Annotated in this window: 11 protein-coding genes; 7 read left to right on the top strand and 4 right to left on the bottom strand. The window is 68.5% G+C overall.

The features are described 5' to 3' along the window. Both SX243_01115 and SX243_01110 read right to left on the bottom strand, forming a co-directional pair. Nucleotides 1-2,500, bottom strand: a 2,500-nt coding sequence (locus SX243_01115; protein MDY7091550.1) for a serine/threonine-protein kinase, incomplete at its 3' end; no start/stop codon positions are given. Continuing rightward, entirely contained in the window at nt 2,497-4,203 is a 1,707-nt protein-coding gene (locus SX243_01110; GenBank protein MDY7091549.1) for an ATP-binding protein, read from the bottom strand. The genes SX243_01115 and SX243_01110, both read right to left, overlap by 4 nt. Before the next feature lie 224 nt (nt 4,204-4,427). Here SX243_01110 and SX243_01105 point away from each other — a divergent pair, with 224 nt between their 5' ends. The 3 genes from SX243_01105 (at nt 4,428) to SX243_01095 (ending at nt 10,418) form a co-directional block, all read left to right on the top strand. Continuing rightward, complete coding sequence (locus SX243_01105; GenBank protein MDY7091548.1) at nt 4,428-5,105, top strand: response regulator transcription factor; 678 nt, start codon at nt 4,428-4,430, stop codon at nt 5,103-5,105. Between the two features lie 189 nt (nt 5,106-5,294). Next, nucleotides 5,295-7,742 carry a DUF11 domain-containing protein gene (locus tag SX243_01100; GenBank protein ID MDY7091547.1) on the top strand — a complete coding sequence of 816 codons (2,448 nt, stop codon included), beginning with the start codon at nt 5,295-5,297 and terminating at the stop codon, nt 7,740-7,742. Nucleotides 7,743-7,871: 129 nt separating this feature from the next. Further along, the gene (locus SX243_01095) at nt 7,872-10,418 is read left to right on the top strand and encodes an FAD-dependent oxidoreductase (protein MDY7091546.1); all 2,547 of its coding nucleotides are present in this window, start codon (nt 7,872-7,874) and stop codon (nt 10,416-10,418) included. A gap of 16 nt (nt 10,419-10,434) precedes the next feature. On the opposite strand, the gene SX243_01090 is transcribed toward SX243_01095, so the two are convergent. Further along, a complete protein-coding gene (locus SX243_01090; protein MDY7091545.1) occupies nt 10,435-12,039 on the bottom strand; it encodes a cytochrome C in 1,605 nt (534 codons plus the stop codon). 341 nt (nt 12,040-12,380) lie between these two features. Beyond that, nucleotides 12,381-14,000, bottom strand: coding sequence for a phosphatase PAP2 family protein (locus SX243_01085; GenBank protein MDY7091544.1), 1,620 nt, complete (start codon nt 13,998-14,000; stop codon nt 12,381-12,383). A 510-nt stretch (nt 14,001-14,510) separates the two neighbouring features. Between SX243_01085 and SX243_01080 the strand changes: the two genes are divergently transcribed. From SX243_01080 to SX243_01065, 4 genes are all read left to right on the top strand, one after another. After that, entirely contained in the window at nt 14,511-16,376 is a 1,866-nt protein-coding gene (locus tag SX243_01080) for a hypothetical protein (protein ID MDY7091543.1), read from the top strand. 74 nt (nt 16,377-16,450) lie between these two features. Further along, on the top strand, nt 16,451-16,753 hold the full coding sequence (locus SX243_01075; GenBank protein ID MDY7091542.1) for a hypothetical protein: 303 nt from the start codon (nt 16,451-16,453) through the stop codon (nt 16,751-16,753). A 184-nt stretch (nt 16,754-16,937) separates the two neighbouring features. Continuing rightward, entirely contained in the window at nt 16,938-18,119 is a 1,182-nt protein-coding gene (locus SX243_01070; protein ID MDY7091541.1) for a TolC family protein, read from the top strand. Beyond that, complete coding sequence (locus SX243_01065; GenBank protein MDY7091540.1) at nt 18,116-19,381, top strand: efflux RND transporter periplasmic adaptor subunit; 1,266 nt, start codon at nt 18,116-18,118, stop codon at nt 19,379-19,381. The genes SX243_01070 and SX243_01065 overlap by 4 nt, the downstream gene beginning before the upstream one ends. The last annotated feature ends 1 nt before the right edge of the window (nt 19,382 follow it).

Genomic DNA, 19,382 nt, shown 5'->3' with positions numbered 1-19,382 from the left:
GGTCGGCGAGTCGGGCGCGGGCCCGGCGCAACGTCTCGGTCTCGGCCCCCAGCTGCTCTTCCAGCTGACCGACGGCCTCCCGGAGCAGCCGCCCGGCTTCCTCCTGCTGCCCCGTGTGGGAGAGACACTCGCCAAGAGCGGATCGGGCAGCGGCGAGGCGCCAGTGATCCGGCCCGTAGGTTTCCTTCAACTCGCCCAAGGCTTGTCTCAGGGAGGAGACGCATTCACCGTAGCGCCCCTGGCGCGTCAGTGCGATCCCCAGCTGGACGCGAGCGGAGCCCAGAATGCGGGAATCCGCGTAGTCGGCCCGGGCCGGCTCGAGAAGGCGGCGGAAGATCTCCTCGGCTTGGCTGGCCTGCCCATTGCGGAGGAGGACTACGCCGTAGGTCAAAGCAGCCGCCAGAGTCCTCTCGTTCTCCTCCCCCAGGTGCTGCCGGTAGAGCTCCCAGGCCCGCTGGCTGACGGGGACCGCAGCCGCCGGATTTGCCTGCTGGCTGAGGAGGCCGGCCAGCGAAAGAAGAACATTAGCCTCCAGCAGGCCTCCGGCGTCCACGGCTCGGGCAACGGAGACCGCCTCGCGCAGGGCCTCCAGCGCCTCCTCGGTTTTGCCGGCGGTCTTCAGCCAGCTAGCAGACGCCGAAAGGCTCGGGACTCTTGCGCGATGCGTTTCGCCGAATATCTGAAGCACCCGCTCCCTCTGCTGGCGGCAAGGCTCTTCCGCCTCGCTCTGGCGACCGGCGGCGACGAGCATCTGACAGAGGTCGAGGGGGATCAGCGCTTGATCCCCCTGGTCGACGCCCTCGACGCCCTCGAGCACTTCCACAGCCTGCAGGAGAAGATCCGCGGAGCCGTGAAGGTCCCCTCGATACGCCCGCACCTGGGCCAAGGTGTGGAGGATCTGCAACCGCTGGGCTCCGTCCAGAGCGTTGCGCCCGCTGGCATCGTCCTCCTCCATGAGCCGGATCAGTTCCGTCGCCAGGGCCTCCGACTCCTCGGAACCCTCCAGGCTAGCGAGCGACCGAGCCAGGCGAATCAAGGCCGCCGCCGTCTCCTGCACCCCTTCCGGCGTCGACGGCTGATCACCGAACTCTTCCCGGACCAGTCCCAGGGCCTCCCGCGCCAGCTCGACTGCCCGATTCGACTTCTCGAGCTGGTTCGCCAGGGACCATTGGGCGTTGACGGCGTCGATCAGGCCCCGCCGGTCCTCGGGCCGCGAGCGAGCAAGCTCCAGGGCGGTGTCGAGGACCGGCCGCGCCTCGTCACTGCGGCCCTGCCCCAGGAGCGCCCGCCCCATGGTCTGGAGCAAGCGGGAGCGCACACCGGGCTGGTCCACCAGCTCTCGGTCCGCACGCTCGACCCCGGAACTGAGCAGATCGGCCACCGAAGGCGGATCTTCGGAGCGCGCATAGGGATTCTGTTGCTCGAAGAGACCGACCAAGAACTCGGTGACCTTCTCCGCTTCGAGCCGGGCCTCCTGGGCCTCCTGACGAGCCTCGACGGCGGCGTTGCGCTCCCGGCGCAGGTCGAGGGTGTATTTAATTCCGCCGAGGGCTACGAGGAGCAACACGCAGGCCACCACCAGCCGGCGCCGCAAAACCCGGGGGCGATCCAGGATCTTCTGCAGGCGGGCGGCCAGCTGCGCCGCCGTCGGACGATCCGGCGGCGCCTTGGCCTTGGCGCTTTCCACCAGATCGCTCAGGTGCCCGGGCAGGCCCTCCGGCGGCAAGGTCTCTCCCCGCCGCGCCAAGATCACCAGCCGGGAGCTGCCGCGGAAGCGTCCGTAGGGGGAGGCTCCGGTGAGCATCTCCTGCAGCAGTAGGCCGAAGGAGTAGACGTCCGTCGCCGGAGTCGCCCGCTCTCCCCGAGCCTGCTCGGGGCTCATATAGGCCGGGGTCCCGAGGATGTCGCCGGGGGCGGTTCGGGAGGCAAACCAGGTCGGGGAATCGGCTCCCGGGAGCTGCAGCTCGTCTCCTTCAGGGATCTCCTGCGGAGGGTGCGCAGCCTCGTCGTCGGAGCCTCCGGAGCCGTCCGACGATGCGGGCGACCGGGAAGGGCGAGCCAGGCCGAAGTCCAGAATCTTGACGGTGCCCTGGTCGTCCACCAGGATGTTGGCCGGCTTCAGGTCCCGATGGGTGATGCCCTGGGCATGGGCCGTGGCCAGACCTTCGGCGATCTGCTGCGCCAGCTCCAGGGCCCGGCGCCGGTCGAGGCCTTCGTCCAGCAGCCTGCGGAGAGACCGCCCGTTCACACGCTCCATGACCAACAGGGGACCCTCCGATCCCTCCACCAGATCGAAGACCCGGCAGATGTTGGGGTGATCGAGCTGGGAGACGATCCTCGCCTCCGCCAGCAGCCGCGGGTGGTCGGTGGCGCGGCGCAGCACCTTGACCGCCACCTGCCGCTGCAGCGTCTCGTCGAAGGCGGACCACACCTCTCCCGAACCTCCGCTGCCCAGCAGCTCTTCGAAACGTAGCCGTCCGATGCGCTCCCCGGCTCTCAATGCTGGCTCCCCTTCAGCCTGTTGGGCCCTTCCCGGCTTGCCCGCCGACCCTCGTCGCCAGCTCTTCCGGCGCCCTCCTGGCACGCACGTTCGATCCTCGCCGTCAGGTCGTCGAGGGCGGCTGCCGCCGCGGCCATCACCGACTGGGCCCGGTCTTCTTCGCCGCTTACCGCCTCACCCCGGCGTAGGCTTTGGACCAGCTGCCGGCTCAGCTCTTCCAGGTGGTGGCAGCCGAGAATCCCCGCGGTCCCCACCAGACCATGGGCCGCCTCGATCAATTCCTCGTCCCGAGCGCCGGGGCCCTTCGCCGATTCGGCCGCGACCGTCAGCCGCTGGACGGCGACAGCGAAGCCATCCTGAGCCGGAGCGAGCTGCGCCTCCCCGGTGCGCTGCTCCAGGCGCCACAGGGCCGCCAAGGCCGGCGTCTCCCGCAGCGCTGCCGGCGTCTCGCCGGACTCCGGCTCCCAACCCACCAGCGAAGCTTCTCGATCCTTGGAATGGAGGGCGAGTAGACGCAGCAGGGCCCGGCGGTCGAAGGGTTTGGCCAGCTGGTCGGAGAATCCCGCCTCGGCACAGCGCTGCCAAACCGGTCTGGAAAGCTCGGCGCTCATGGCCACCAGCACCGGCGGCGGCTCCAGCCCGCTGGCGGCGACCCGGCGCGCCAGCTCGAAGCCGTCGATCCCCGGCAGGTGGAGGTCCACCAACAAGACATCGACCTCCTCCAGGTCCTCCAGACCGGCCTCGGCGTCGGCCACCGCCTCCACGGACCAGCCAGCGCCAGCGAGCCACGCGCGGGCGGCTAAGCGGTGCCCCGGGTCGTCGTCCACCACCCGTACCCGTAGCGCCGCAGCGCCCACCGGCGCGCTCCCCGCTTCCAGCCCAGCGGGATCTACCGGCGGCTCGGTGACGCGGTGGCAGGGAAGGGAGAAGTGGAAAACCGAACCCTCGCCGCGGCGGCTCTCGCAGCCCAGCTCCCCGCCCATGGCCGCTACCAGCCGCCGGCTCACTGCCAGCCCTAAACCCACCCCCTCGACGGAGCGGGCCAGGGTCGTATCCGCCCGCTCGAAGGGTTGGAAGAGGCGCTCGAGATCGTCCGCGGCGATGCCCACTCCGGAATCCCGGACCTCGAAATGCAGCCGGTCTGCACGCTTCTCGATCCCGAGCTCCACGAATCCTTCACGGGTGTAGCGCACGGCGTTGGTTCCGAGGTTGATCAGGACTTGCCGCAGCCGCAGGGGGTCGACCTCCGCCCAGACCGGAACGCCGCCCCCGACCTGCGCCCGCAGCTCCAGGGGCTTGGACTCCGCCACGGGCCGCAGGATGCCGAGAACCTCCTCCACGAGCCCCCCGAGGCGCGTCGCTTCCGGCCGCAGGACGATGCCGCGATCACCGCCGCGGGCCAGCTCCAGGGCGCCGTCCACCAGGCCGTGGAGCATTTCCAGGGAGTAGCGGAGAGTGTCCAGGGGCGGAGCTTGGTCCGGATCGTTGGCGGCGGAGGTCAAGAGATCGACCATGGCCCGGGCGGAGTGCACTGGCGTCCGCAGCTCGTGGGCGAAACGGCTGAGAAGCTGCGCCTGCTCCTCGGCGGCGGCAGCGGTCTCGGCCCCCGCCAGGGCCAACTCCGCCTCCCGCGCCGCCAGCACGGCCCGGAGCCGGCGCCGGGTTCGCCACCAGCCAACGGCCAGCAAGACCAGGGACGCCAAGCCAAGGCTCCCGAGGAGCTGGGCGGAGAAAGACAGAGACACCTCGAAGTAAAACCCTCGAAAGGAGTTCGGTCAGAAGCGAAGAAGAATGCAACGAAATACCAGACTAACCCAGGCCCCGGGGAGGGTCAACGAGTCCCCTGGGGCTTCCAAACCTTGAACACCGATGCCCCCTCCTCCCGGGCTCTGAGGCGATACACTCCCCGGCAGAGACTTCTCCGATCATGGACACCCCCAACGATGCCCTCCGCGTGCTTCTCGTCGACGACCATGCCGTGGTCCTCCGCGGGCTGGAGGCCCTCCTGGCCGAGGCCGACGAGGTCGAGGTGGTGGGCGCCGCCGGCGACGGCGGGGAAGCGGTGGAGCTGGCGCATCGGCTGCGGCCGGACGTCATCCTCATGGACCTGTTGATGCCCGGCGTGGACGGCACCGAGGCCACAGCGAAAATCCTGCGCCGGCATCCGGCGATGCGCATCGTCGTGCTCACCGGCGCCGATATCGGACGCCACGTGCTGCCGGCGCTGCGAGCCGGCGCTCTCGGCTATGTCTCCAAGAGCTCGAACCTGGAGGAGTTGCTGACGGCGATCCGCCAGGTGGCCGCGGGCCGCGCCTCCTTCCCCTACGAGCTGACCCGCCGCCTGCTCGCAGAGCTGGATGCCCCGAACCCGGTGGAGCCGCTGAGCCCCCGCGAGCAAGAGATCCTGCGCGAGGTGGCCCGCGGGCTGAGCAACCACGCCATCGCCCAACGCCTGCACATCTCTGCCGCGACGGTGCGCACCCACGTCTCCAACATCTTCGGCAAGATCGCCGTTTCGAACCGGGTCGAAGCCACCCTCTACGCCCTCCGCCACGGCATCGCATTCCTCGAGGACGCGTCCCCTAGCCCTCCGCCCGCTACGTAATTCGTCGGATCGGAAATTCCCCCCGCCGTCCGATGCGCGCCTCCCCGGCGGATTGCTAGTTTTTTCAGCAGTACTGAAAACCGAACGGGGCTCATCGAGCCCGTTCCCCACGCCCCAGATCGCCTATTCGTCGGCTGCCCCCCTCGGCAACCCCGCCGCAGTCGTCGCTTCGTACTGAGGAGTTCTTCGATGCTGCTGAAATCTACCCGGACCATCCGGTCCTTGGTCTTCTGCGCCGTTCTCGGCGCGCTCTTTCTGCTCACCTCGCTCCCCGCCGCCGCCGAAGGCAGCCGCGAGTTGATGGACTTTGAGGAAGCGCAAGGGGGCGACGCTCGCTACGCCATGCGCAACGCGGACTCGATCGTCAACGCGAGACCCGGCTGGGTCATCTTCGAGGTCTACGCCCAGGCCGGCGAGACCCTCCACGTGGGATCGAATACCACGCACACCGGCAACGGCAACATCTACGTGTGGGAGCCGGGCACTCCGGTGATCTCCGACACCTTCCCCAGCGCCCTCTTCGCCAGTGCCGCCTTGGACTGCGTGGCCCAGGCCGGTGGCGACACCAACGTCGGCCTCATCGATACCCGCGCCAAGGAACAGGCGGGGCCCGAGGTCACTCCCGGCGACGGCGGCTACGCCTCCTGTCAGCTCGCCGCCGCCACCTCCGGGCTGTATTCGGTGATGTTCCGCGCCGTCGTCGACAGTGGCTCCAACCCCTCGAACATGTCCATCAGTGATCCCAACATCGGCACCCAAAACACTACCGGCGTCCACGCTTGGGACGTGACGGTGCGCGACAGCGGGGGCACGGATCAGCCCGGGCGCCTGATGTCCCGCTGGCTCGCGCTCTACGAGACCGCTGGCGGCGGTCCCGACCAGCAGATCTTCGTTCTGACCCGCGACGGCCACCGATATCGCGCGATCTTCGACGAGCTGAACGGCATCAGCTGGTTCATGTTCTCCAACAACAAGGGCGTCCAGGACCGAGCCACCGGCGAGCCGACCTATCTGAGCTGGGCCAGCTCCCAGGCCAACGATCCCATGGATCCCCAGTTCATTCACCCCGTCTACGCCGACGATACGGCGGAGGACGTGACCAACCGGATCTTCGTCAACCCGCCAGATCCCACCACCATCACCGGCGCCAGCGGTCTGGGGGAAATCCTGGGCTATCAGGCCGGCCCCGGCTTCTTGCCCGCCCCTACCAACCTACAATTCGACGGCACCGCTTCCGGCGGCGGTACCGCCATGGCCCCCAACGGCTTCACCGACAGCGTCTTCACCTTCGGCTCGGATCCGTCCCTGAATGGCGTGCGCTACTCCCTGACCATCGATGCCGACCGCAACGGCAGCTACGGCGACACCATTGATCGCCGCCTGAGCGGGGTCTTCGACAGTACCGGCAACACGCTCTCCTACGACGGCACCGACGGCCTCGGCGACCCCCTGGACTTCGACCAGATCTACACCGCTCGCATCCAGGGCACCGGTGCAGAAGTGCATTTTCCCCTCACCGATGTCGAGAACTTCGGCAACGGCCTGACCATCGAGCGCCTGACCAACCCTGGTGCCGGCGACGTCTTCCGTGCCGCCTACGACGACTTCAACGGCTCCGCCCTCACCAACACCATGCCGGTGAGCCTGCCCGGAGGCGGCGACTCGTCCGTTACAGGCTTCCACTCCTGGAGTGCCAATAGCGGCAATAGGGACACCATCGACACCTGGACCTTCACCGCTGTCACCGGCCCGGCGGTCACCCAATTCGCCGTCGGCTCGCCGGCGGGAGGCGTGCCGCCGGCGTTCAGCAAGACGTTCTCTCCCAATCCGGTGGCCGCCCTGGAGGTCACCACCCTGACCTTCTTCATCGACAACCTCGCCAACCCGGTGGCGGCCAACAACCTCGATTTCAGCGATACCTTCCCCGCCGGCATGACCGTAGCGGACCCGGCCAACGCCGCCACAGACTGCACCGGTGGCACTCTCACCGCCGCCCCCGGCGCGGGAAGCATGAGCTACACCGGCGGCAGCATCGCCGCCAACAGCCTGTGCTCCGTCAGTGTGGACGTCACCAGCGACACTCAAGGTCTGAGCGCCAACGTCTCCGGCGAGCTGACCTCGGACCTCGGCTCCAGCGGCACCGCCACCGACACCCTGGAGGTGCTGGCTCCGCTGCCGGTGGCGGATCTGGCGACGGTCAAGCAAGCCTCCGCGGCCAACGTGGAAAGCGGCGGGACCCTGACCTACACCATCACCGTCACCAACAACAGCGCCACGGTCACCGTGCCCGACGTGGTGGTGATCGACGACCTACCGCTGGAGGTCACCCTCCTGGGCAGCTCCGGCTGCGCCGAGGATCCCCTGGGCGCCCCCATTTGCACCCTCGGCTCTCTGGCCCCGGGGGCCTCCACCTTCTACACCCTCGAGGTACAGGTGGACGCCGCCGACGGCGCATCCCTGGTCAACACCGCCATTGCCACCTCCGAGCAGACCAACGACGACGATCCCACCAACGACATCTCCGTCGCCGAGGTCACGGTCGGCCTGGTGGCCATCCCGACCCTCGATGTGGTGGGCTTTTCCATGTTGGCCTTACTGCTGCTGACCGCAGCCCTGCGGCGCCTGCGCAGGATCTGAGCGTCCTATCCCAATCCCCTCACCTCGCCCGGTGCCCCTCGCGGCACCGGGCTTTTTTGTGCTGAATCGCCTTCTTTACCCAACTCGACCACTCCAGGCCTCTGGGCTCCGCTGCTGTATGTTGCCGGCATGAGCTTGCGAGAGATCTTTGAGCAGTTCCCCGAGGCCATCGCCGAGCGGGTGCGGTGGGTGACGGAGAAAGAGGTCCCGGCGGCAGGGCGGCACGTGGTGTATTGGATGCACCATGCCGTACGCGGCCACGAGAACCCGGCGCTGGATGCGGCGATGCTGGCAGCGGTGGCGTTGGAGGTGCCGCTGCTGGTCTACCAAGGGCTGGGGGGCGGGCATCGCTTCGACAACGACCGCCACCACACCTTCATCCTCGAAGGCGCCCGGGATGTGCGGGCGGAGCTGGCGGAGCGGGGCATCGTCCACGCTTTTCACCTGGGCGAGGATCCGACACAGCCCGCGCCGCTGCACGGGCTAGCGGAGAGCGCCGCGCTGGTGGTGACGGAGGACTTCCCGGCACCGCCTTTTCCCCGCTGGACGCAGAAGCTGGCTGCGCGGACCGCGGCGCCGGTGTGGGCGGTGGACACGGCCTGCGTGGTGCCCATGAGGCTGGTGTCCAAGCCCTACGACCGCGCCTTCCGCTTTCGCAACGCCATCCAGAGCCTGCTGGCGGAGCGCCTCGGGCGACCCTGGATCGAGGTCGATGAAAGGCCCCTGCGCTTCGATCTCAAGGATCTGCCCTTCGAGGACACCGACCTGGCAGCGCTGGACTCGCCCCAGGCCATGGCGGAGGTGGTGGCGCGCTGCCCCATCGATCACACCGTCGGGCCGGTGCACCACACCCGCGGCGGCTCCGTAGCCGGGTACGAACGCTGGCGGAGCTTCAAGCAACACGGCCTCAAGGGCTATGCGGCACGGCGCAACGACGCCACTCAGGACGGCGTCAGCCGCCTCTCGGCCTATCTCCACCACGGCCACGTCTCGCCCCTGCGCATCGCCCGGGAGGCGGCGGCGATGGCTGCCACGGGGATGGGCAAAGGGGCGGAGAAGTACCTCGACGAGCTCATCGTCTGGCGGGAGCTGGCCCACAACCTGTGCTGCCATCGGCATCGGGAGGTGGAGTCGCTGGCGATTCTGCCGAATTGGGCTCGGGAGACTCTGGAAGAACACGCCGGGGATGGGGAAGCGCTGCCCTGGGAAACCCTCGCCCGAGGCCGCACCGGCGACCGCCTCTGGGACCTCTGCCAGGCGTCGCTGGTACGCCACGGCGAGCTGCACAACAACGTCCGCATGACCTGGGGCAAGGCCATCGTCGGCTGGGCCGGAGGTCCCCAGCGGGCGCTGGAGCTCCTCCTCGACCTCAACCACCGCTTCGCCCTCGACGGTTCCGACCCCAATTCCTACGGCGGCCTGCTGTGGTGCCTGGGGCTTTTCGATCGGCCCTTTCAACCGGAACGGCCGGTGCTGGGAACGGTACGCTCGCGCTCCACCCAGAGTCACGCCCGCCGCCTCGACCTCGAAGCCTACGCGCAGAAAGTTCTCGCACCGGCCACCGAGCGGCCGCTGGAGGTGGCGGTGGTGGGCGCCGGCCTCGCCGGCCTCGCCTGTGCCCGCACCCTCGCCGACCACGGTCATCGAGTACGAGTCTTCGACAAAGCCCGGGGCGTCGGGGGGCGTATGTCCACCCGCCGGGCGGAGGAGCTGCGCTACGACCACGGCGCCCAATATTTCACCGCCCGCAACGCGCGTTTGCGCCGCTGGGTCGACTCCTGGTGCCAGGCCGGGGTGGTGGCGCGCTGGGAGGGGCGCATCGCGGTGCTGGAAGAGGGAACCGTGGAGCTCAAGAAGTCCACCACCGAGCGCTTCGTCGGCGTGCCGGGGATGAACGCACTGTGCAAGCACCTGTCTCAGGAAGCAGGGACTCAAGAACTTGGGACTCAGGACCTGGAACTGACCCTGCAAACCCGGGTGACGAGGCTCCTGCGGGACGAGTCGGCAGAGAATGGCGGCCCTGCCTGGCGGCTGGAAGCGGAGGACGGGAGCGAGCTGGGCTCCTACGATGCGGTGGTGGTGACGGCGCCGGCGACTCAGGCCGCAGAGCTGCTGGAGGCCGCCGCCCCTCGCCTGGCGGTCGCCGCCCGAAAGGCGGAGACGGCCCCCTGCTGGGCCGTGATGGTCACCTTCCCCCAACCCTTGGAGCTGGACTTCGACGGCGCCTTCGTCCACGGCTCGCCGCTAAGCTGGATCGCCCGCAACGCCTCCAAGCCGGGCCGTCCGGAAGGCGAATCCTGGGTGCTCCACGCCTCTCCCGAGTGGTCCCGGGAGCACCTGGAGCTATCTCGGGAGGAGGTGGCGCCGCTGCTCCTGGAGGCCCTCCGCCGAGCTGTGGGCAAGCTGGGAAGCCCGGCCCTGGCCGGCGACCCCGCTCACCTCACGGCCCACCGCTGGCGCTACGCCTTACCGACCGAGCCGCTGCCCGAGCCCTGCCTCTTCGACCCGGAGCTCCATCTCGCCGCCGCCGGAGATTGGTGCGGCGGCCCGCGGGTGGAAGGCGCCTTCCTCTCCGGCTGCGCCGCCGCCGGGCGAACTCTCTCGCTACGACCGCGCGCCAGGCCTTCCGAAGACGCCGCGAGGACGCCGGTTCAGGCGCAGCTCTGGGAAGCCTAGAGCGCCCGCCGCCTTCCTACAGACACAGCAGGAACGCCACCAGGTCCTCCTTCTCCTGACCATCGAGGTCGAGGTCGAGGACGAGGTTGAAGAACTCCACCGTGTCGTGGAGGGTCGGCAGACGGCCATCGTGCAGGTAGGGCGGGGAATCCTTGATGCCGCGCAGGGCGAAGGTCTTGATCGGCCCTTCCGGACGCCCCTGGTAGAAACGCTCGACCTGCAGATCGTGGAGGTAGTCGTCGGTGAAGGCGGGGCCGTAGTGGCAGGCGGCGCATTGGGCCTTGCCGTGGAAGAGCTCTTCCCCGCGCAGCTCAGCGGCGGTGGCCTTCTCCGGAATGAGCCGCATCAGGGGCCCGAGCTTGGGGGCCGGGGCGTAGTCGAGGATGGCGTTGAAATCCCCCATGCGGTTGGTCACCGAACGCTGACGGGCCGCCAGGCCGATGGGCTGACCGAGCCCCCCGGGATCGCCGTCGAAGTATTCCTCCACCTCGGAGAAATGGTCGAGGCTGCGGATGGAGCGCTTCGAGGACAGCTGCATGGCGTTGAAATTGCCGCGCAGGGTTGGAGTGTCGACCCGTAGCCGGGCGAGGTTGGGGCGGCTATCGGGGGCGAGCTCGAAGGCGCCGTTGGTGTGCCCGTTGACGTGACAGGCCAGGCAGGAGACCCCCTCGCTGGGAGCCTCGGTCACCCGGTGGTGCGTCTGGTTGAACCAGGTCGTGGGGGTCGGGCGCAGGAGCTCCTTGAGCCCCTCCATCTGCTCTCCGGTGAGCAATCCGTCGAAGATCTCCCAATAGTTGCCGAAGGTGACCTCGCGGCCCCCGGTGACGTCCCCCAGCTCTTTGTGCGTGGTGAGGAACATGGGAGGTGGGAACTCCGGCAGGTAGGCATCGGGGAAGTCGTGGTCGACGTCGATGCGCCGATGCTCGGGGTGGGCTTCCAGCCAGACATCGGGAAAGACCATGTGGGCGGTGGTCTGGAGCGGGTGGGCCAGGGGCTTGTAGGGGAAGAGATCCCGCTCCTTGATCTGGTCGGGAGAGAGGGCGGCCAGTTCCTCCCAACTCGCCACCCCCTCGGGGAGCCGAGCTACCGGCCCCTGCATCACCGGCTTCCAGCCGCCAGACATGGTCACCCCGGGAATGGGCTCGCCGCTAAAGTCGAAGCGCGAGCTCATGTAGGCGCGGACTTCTTCCATCAGCTGCGGCTTGCGCTCCAGGTTGAAGGTCACCCACTGCTCGAAGGGCATGGGAAGAACCGGACTGCCGGAGGAGTGGCCCGCTCGCCCTCCGTAGCGCCACAGATCGAAGGGAGTGCGATCCCCCTTTTGGAGCTCGGGGTAGGGCTCGAGGCGGGAGATGTGCCCGTCACCGAGACCATAGTCTTCCGCCGGGTCCGGAGCTCGGGTGGCGGCCCGGCTCTGGCGAAGGTACAAATCCCCCTCCGCCGCCTGCCAGGATCCTTCTTCTCGGTCATAGCCCTCGCGTTCCCCAGCCTCGTCGGCGGAGGCCCACCCGGCGAGCAAGGGCAGCAGCAAGACGGGGAACAACAGGAGCGCCAGCAGTGGCAGCCACCGGCGTTTACGCGAATGGTGGTTCAGCGGGTCTCTTCGGGTCGAGAACGTCATGACCTTCTCCTCCTTGAAATCATGGATTCGCTCCCCCTGCCGAGCACCCTGGAGCGGGAGCCCCGACCAGGGCACGCAGCCGTTCACGGGAACCGAGGGGATCGAGAAGAAGCGAACTCTGGGGAACGCAATCGTAGGAAAACCGCCGCAGAGGCTACCATCGCAGCCCAGACCCATCAACTCTTGGAGAAATGCCCAGAGGCTAATGAATTGAGCAAAAAAGAAGGCCCCCGAGACTTGAGGAACGGCCCGCCCCCAAGCCTCGGAGACCTTACAAATCGGGGACGGCTTCGGGCTGGCGAGGAGCAGTCTCCAGCCCGCAGCCGTCATGACCACCCGAATCAGGGGCAGGTGGCGAAGGCGTTCGAATCCAGGATCGGCTCGAAGGAGCGTTCCAGCGGATTGAAGTACTGCCGCACTTCACCTGCCAAGGTGTCCACCACCGTCAGGGTCACTTCCACGTTGGTCAGGCCGGAAGCGAAGACCCAGTAGCGGTCGAAGCTGCCGCTGCAAGCGTCGAGCACCTTCACCGTCACCTCGGTGTTGTCCTCCTCGAAGAACCAGAAGTACCCCGAGTCGTCGGATAGGGTGACGGCGTTGGCGGCGTCCCGGTTGCCCTGGAAGTCGCGCCACTCGGCGCGCACCAGGAAGCGGCCACCGTTGAGGCAGAGGGTCGTGGCGTCAGCGGCGCACGCGTCGACGGCCAGGTCCAGAGGCCTCAAGAAGTTGTAGAAGACGTGGTCCGCCAGCCCGCGGCCGCTGTAGAGGCCCCAGGTGTTGTCGTACTGCCAATGGATGCCGCCGTAGATGCGGCTTTGACCGGCTTCCTCCCCGGCCTGGGAAAGGCTGGAATAGGACCGCACGACTCCCGGCACGCCGTCGGAGCCGACGGAGAAGGCGAGGTCGTCGGTGCCGAAGAAGTGGCGCAAGATCCGCGCGCTGCCACCGCTGAAGGTGCTGTGGCCGGAGGTGTAGGTGGGGAACGGCGGGGTGTTGATGAAGCTCTCCCAGGTGGTGTCGGGCCGGGTCTCGGGGCGGCCGTCCCGGTCGGCACGGTGGATGCCAGTGCTCGGCCGCCAGTTGCCGTAGTGGTATTTGTTGTCCCAGGAGACGATGGCACCGTCCGCCTGCACCAAAGACAACAGAGCGAACATGCGGGCGTTCTCCGCCATAGTGGTGGACTGAGCGTCGGCGAGAATCCGGGCGATCCAATGCCAATGGCCCGGCGGCGTAGTAGTGCCGGGACCGTCATCCCAGAACTCAGCGATCTGCGACTGGTCCGCGGTGCGCTCGGTGCTGGCGGCGCCGCCCAGGCGATAGACCTCGCGGAAGTCCCGAAGGTACTCGTTGCTGGTCAGCGGCGGCGGCGCGGGCACTCGGAACTGGGACCCACGGCGCATGGTCCACGGGGTTACGTAGGGCCACTGGGGCAGCAGCGCGGGAGCGAACGCGGGAGGAGTGGGGACCCACCAGCCGGAGCCCTCGGGGGCGCTGTAGGGCCGCGGGGTGTCGGATCCATCGTCGGCGCGGAGGGCGAGGATGGCGGCGGCGCAGGTCTCACCCCAAGCGATGCCGTCGGTCTTGGCCTGGCCGTCGGGGATCTCGCCCAGGGACTCTGCCAGGGCCGCGTCGAGCTCCGCAGCGAGGCCGGGATATTGCGCCGACAAGACGGCGTGGGCAGCTGCGGCGGCGGCGGCCTCCGGCGAGGCGCCATCGGGCGCCGGTGTGGTGACGTGGTAGGGCTCGTGGGTGGCCAGGAGACCATTCACCGCGTCGTAGACGGCAGTGTGCATCATGGCCAATTGGCGCGTGGCCACCGGTGGGTTGGTGCGCTCGGCCCGGACAGCGTCGATGGCAACCTCATTCCAATCGGTCACCACATCCGCACCGGCACTGCCGACCAATACGAAGGCCAAGAAGCAGAGAATCCAGAATCGGGGGGCTAGGGTCTTCCCTCGCATGACAAAACTCCTCCAGGACCGAAGGTCCATCGCCACCGGAACGGTGGACCGTTTAGAACGACGCTCATCGGCGTCGAGTTGAAGACAGAGCGGCCGGACGGAGAGGAGAAGTAGCAGGCTCCGTGCCATCCGAGGCTGGGCGCCCACGATCTCTGCCCAGCGCGGGTACCAGAAACGCTGCAACGCCCCTTGGTGCAGTCACTTGGAGCTTGGAGGGCGAGACCGGAGGGCCCCGCTCGTGGAGGAGCGCGGGAGACTCTGGGAGGCGGCGGCTCATAGGCCGTATGGGACCCACCGAGCCCAGCCCCATAAAAGCTACGAGGGCGGTCGTCTCACGCGGGAATCTCCCGACATGGAAGCAGGAAGCGGCGCCGGGAGAGGCACCGGCCCGACTGCACACGATTGAGAGCGTCACGGTAGTTGCCCTCGACCACGGCTGCTGACATTCTTCCCTCCATGACCCGAAGCGCCAGCGGCCAACGATCCACCCCAACCCAGCTCTTGCGAGCTTTGAAATGGATCCTCATCACGGCGGTCGCGGTGGAGGTCGGATGGCTGGTGGTCGCCAACCTGCTGCTCCTGGGACCCCTCTCGCACTGGCTCAGTCACCGCCCGGAACGCCTCTCCATCACCTGGAGTGAGGCGCGCTCCTACTATCCCGGGCACGTCCAGGCCCGGGACTTCAAGGTCCGCAGCCAAAGCCAGAAGTTCCAGATGGAGATTTCCTCGCCGGAAGCGAAGGGTCGCCTCGGGCTGGTGGCCTTGCTCTTCAAGCGGGTGACGATCTCGGGGCTGGAAGCGCGGGATGTCCTGGTCCGCGCCCGGCATCGCCTCGACGCAGGTGAGGAATGGACGGACCTGGAACCCCACATGCCGCCCATCGAGGGCCTCCAAAATCCCCCCCACAATCCGCCACCGCCGCGGCCCAAGAATAAGAAGCGAGGCTGGCAGATCATCTTCTCCGACACTCGGCCGACCTCGGTAGCGGAGGTCTGGGTGGACGGCTTGCGGGTCGGCCCGGGGATGGTGGCGTCGGGGGATGCCCGCATCGTCACACGGAAGCTCTTTCAGCTCAGCAGGGTGCGAGTGGAGCTCGATGCCGTGCACGCCACCTCGGCAGGCACGACGCTGGCCCGAGACCTGGAGGGATCGCTGGAGGTCGCCCTCGACCCCATCCCCCTGCCCCGTACGGTGCCTCCCGGGGAAAGCCTCCCGCTGCCTTTGGACACCGCCACCTTCGATCTCCGGCTCGAGGGAGATCTCGCCGGCAGTCCGATCTTCAAGCTGCTCGCCGGACAGGTGCCGTGGCTGAGCCTCGATGCCGGCCCGGGGCGCATCGACCTCCAAGCTCGAGGTGTTGACGGGGTCTTCGAGCCGCCCGGATCCCTCGACCTGAAGCTGGAGGATGTCCGCCTGGTGGTCGCCACCTTCGCTCTCGACGGGGACGTTACCCTCGACTGGCAGTTCGCCGAGGGGAAAACCGGCTGGGCCTCTCAACTCAACGCCTCCAGCGTCTCGATGCAAACCGCCGACGCCAAGGCCGCGCCCCTGCTGGACACTGCAGAAGTCTCCCTCAGCCTCAGCGGTCCCAACCGGCAGCTGAGCTCCTACCGCGAGGAGTTGGAGCTCGACGGCGAGCTACGCGGCGGCACCATCGAGAATGTCGCGGCCTGGAACGCGCTGCTGCCTCAGGGAGCCAGTCTCGGGCTCGCGGGGGGACGAGCCACCATGAAGGCCCAGATTCGGGGCCGTTCGCAAGACGACCGCGGCTCCGCCAGCGCCGAGCTGAAGGTGGAGCACCTGCAGGTGGATTACCAGGGCCAGCGCATCGCGGGCCGAGCGGACCTCGATCTCGAGGCTCCGGAGATCGACCTGGACCGGAAGATTTATCACCTCGACGGCTCGACTCTGCGCCTCGAGAGCTTGTTGGACCTCGACCCACCGTGGTCCGGCACGTTCCGGCTCACCGACGGCTGGATTCGCCCCGGCTACTCACCCTATCTACGGGCGGATGCCGACATCGACATGTCCGACGTACGCCTCGCCGTGGGCCTGTTCCTGGCGCAGAAAAACCTTCCCGAGTGGATCGCTCACCTGATCGCCGTGAAACCGGTGACGGGGCAGAGTGCCTTGTCCCTGACGCCCAAAGGCGCTGACCTGGGGCCCTTCGAGATCGAAGGCGAGCACGTCGGCGTGCGAGGCGTGCTGGCCCTCGGCCACGAGCCCAAGGAAGGGCTCCTCTACGCCCATTACCGGGCTCTGTCCCTGGGCCTGGAGCTGGCCGACGGAGAGCGTGACGTCAAGCTGATGGGCTCCCTTCCCTGGTACGAAGACAAGCTGCCGGCGTTGCTGGAGAGGGTCGAAGCCCGCCGCTAAAAGGGGGTTGGAACCGGAGCGCAGAGCGGGGCAGGCTTTCGACACCGCCGAAGCCGCTGTGCTATAAGTTTTTTATGATGCGAGCAAACGCAGCTTGGGTCGTTCTCTTCGCTCTGACCCTCGCGAGCCTTGGTGCACCGATGCTCAGCGCCGGTCTGTGGTGCGCTGAGTCCGGCGACGACGAGTGCTGCGAGGTCGACTGCTCCCTCGACTGTACCCTCTGCGCATGCTGCTCTCATCTCCCCCGAACCACCCTCATCGGCGCCGCCTGGGCCCTTCTGGATCCCCCCGCCGACGGACTTCGGGGAGAACGCCTCGAAGCTCTCCCCGAGCCCCCGCCGAAGAAGGTCTTCCACGTTCCCAAAGCGCTCGCCTGACGTTTCCTCACCAAAGTTAGAAACCATTGAGAGGAGCACCGCGGCCCGCACTTGAAGTGCTGAAGGCCGGGGTGTCAGAGGTGTGCGCATGACGGCGAGATGGATCGCTGGAGCGCTGGCCTGCCTGGGAGCCCTGGCTCCTGTCGCGGGTGGCGCCCCTACGGCAGAGATACCGGCAGCAGAGATGACGTTCTTCGAAGCCCTGGAAGCCGCCGCTTCTTCCCCCCAGCTGCAGCGGTTGGCGGCCCGGGTAGAGGCGGGAGAGGCGGAGAGCCGGGCCGCCGAGGTCTATCCCCACAATCCGGTGCTGGAGCTCGAAGCGGCGGATCGGCGGGGTGGCGAGGGCTCTTCCACCGACCACATGGTCAAGCTCTCCCAGCAGCTGGAGATCGCCGGTCAGCGGAGCGCCCGCAGGAGCACCGCCCGGACGGACCTGGACGCGGCGAAGGCGGCGGTCTCCCACGCCCGGCGCCGATGGCTAGCCCAAACCGCCCTCGCCTTCGCCCGCGCCGAGCACCGGCGCCAGGAGCTGGAGGTGGAATCGACGGAGGCGGAGCTGGCCGCCTCCTTCGCGGCGCTGGTGGAGCGGCGGCTGGAGGCGGGCTCCGCCACCGCCCTGGATCTGGCGCTGGCCCAGGCCGGGCTGGCGCGGGCCGAGCGCCGCAGGACCCTGGCCCAATCGACCTATCGCGGCGCTCAGGCCCGCCTGGCGGAGGCCACCGCCGCCGCCGCACCCACCGTCCGCCCCGCCGGCGACCTGCCACCGTTGGTGGATCCGCCGGAGCTCGCGCAGATCCTCGACCGGAGCCGACAGGCCCGCGGGGATCTGCGGGCGGCCCGGCTGCGAGTCAACGCTGCCGAGGAGCGGCTGCAGCTGGCCCGGAAAGAGCGCATCCCGGACCTCACCCTCGGCGTGCGCGCCGGCCGCGAGGAGGGCCAGGACCTGACCGGCGTCAGCGTCGCCTTCCCCCTGCCGGTGATCCAGCGCAACCAGGGGGCCATCGCCCGCGGTGAGGCGGAGCTCTCGACGGCACGGGCGGAGCTGGCGGTAACGGAGCTGGCGGCGGGGCGGGAGATCGCCACCGCCCACGGACGACTGACGGCGGCCCTGGAGGGCCAGCAGCTGGCCCAACGCCTGGGCGTGACCCCGCTGGAAAAGGGCCTGGAGCTGGTGCAGCGATCCTTCGACGCCGGCAAGATCGGCGCCGCCGAGCTCCTGCTCTTCCGCCGCGAGTTGGTAGAGGGCCGGCGACAGCTGGTGGCGGCCCGGGGCGAGGCCTGGGAAGCGGCCATGGAGCTGGCTGTCGCCGCGGGGGTGCCGCTGCCGGGGTTGGAATGGTTGGAATCCGAGGAGGCGAAGCGATGAATCGAAGGCTTGTTGGGTTGATCATTTTCGGGCTGCTGGGCACCGGGGCGTGGAGCGGCTGTGGCCCTGTATCGGAATCCCACCTACAACGACACGAAGACGGGCACCACGAAGAAGACCACGACGCGGAAGCGAGCGGGCATCACGACGAGCACGGCGACGGGCACCATGACGAGCACGGCGGCGAAAGTGCCACGGTGACGCTGAGCCCCGAAGCCCAGAAGCGCATCGGCCTCGCCACCGCCGCCGTCGCTCAGCTTCCCTTGAGAGCGCTCCGGACCACCACCGGTACCCTCGGCTTCGACGAGACCCGCCTGGCCCGCGTCGGCCCGCGAGTGGACGGCCGGCTGGTGCGGGTACCCGGCGAGCTGGGGGAGCGGGTCGCCGCCGGCGAGATCCTGGCGGTCCTCGACTCGGTGGAGCTGGGCGAGGCCAAGGCCCGCTATTTGAGCGCCCAGGCCCGCCGCGAGGTCGCCCAGCAGCGCTACGAGCGGGAGCTGTCCCTGCGCACCGACCGCATCGCCTCGGAACAGGAGGTTCTAGATGCCGAGGGCGCCGCCCGGGAGGCTACCGCCGACCTCGCCGCAGCGCGGGAGACTCTGCGCCTGCTGGGCCTCGGTGAAGCCACCATCGACGGCCTCTCCTGGCAGGACGGGGACGCGGCCCAGGTGGCCGTGCGGGCACCCTTCGCCGGCAAGATCGTGGAGCGCAATGCCACCCTCGGCGAGCTGGTGGACCCTCGCAGCGAGCTATTCACCCTCGCCGACCTTTCCCAGGTGTGGCTGTGGGTGGATCTCTACGAGCGGGACCTGGCCCACGTCGACCTCGGCCAGCCGGTGGAGGTGCGGCTCGACGCCTGGGGCGACGAAGTCTTCCACGGCGAGCTGGCCTACATCGCCGATCAGGTCGAGGCGGAGAGCCGCACCGTGGGCGCCCGAGTCGACCTGCCCAACCCCGACGGCAGGCTCAAGCCGGGCATGTTTGCCCGCGTCTCCCTGGCCACCGGGGAACCGCAGGAGCGCAGTGTGCTCGTCGTTCCCCGGGAGGCGATTCAGCGGGATGGAGAAGAGTCCATCGTCTTCGTCAGCACCAACTCCCCGGGCCGCTTCGAGCGACGGGCGGTGCAGGTGGGAGATGTCGCCGAAGCGCTGGCGGAGATCGTCTCCGGCCTCGAAGCGGGAGATGAAGTGGTCACCGAGGGAGCCTTTCTGCTGCGCTCCCAAGCCTCCGCCGACGAGCTCGGCGGCCATCATCACCACTGAG

This window comes from Acidobacteriota bacterium, from assembly GCA_034211275.1.
In the GTDB taxonomy this organism is placed as follows: Bacteria; Acidobacteriota; Thermoanaerobaculia; order Multivoradales; family JAHZIX01; genus JAGQSE01.
The sequence above is the reverse complement of the archived record's forward strand: the minus strand, read 5'-3'. Positions and strand labels throughout refer to the sequence as shown.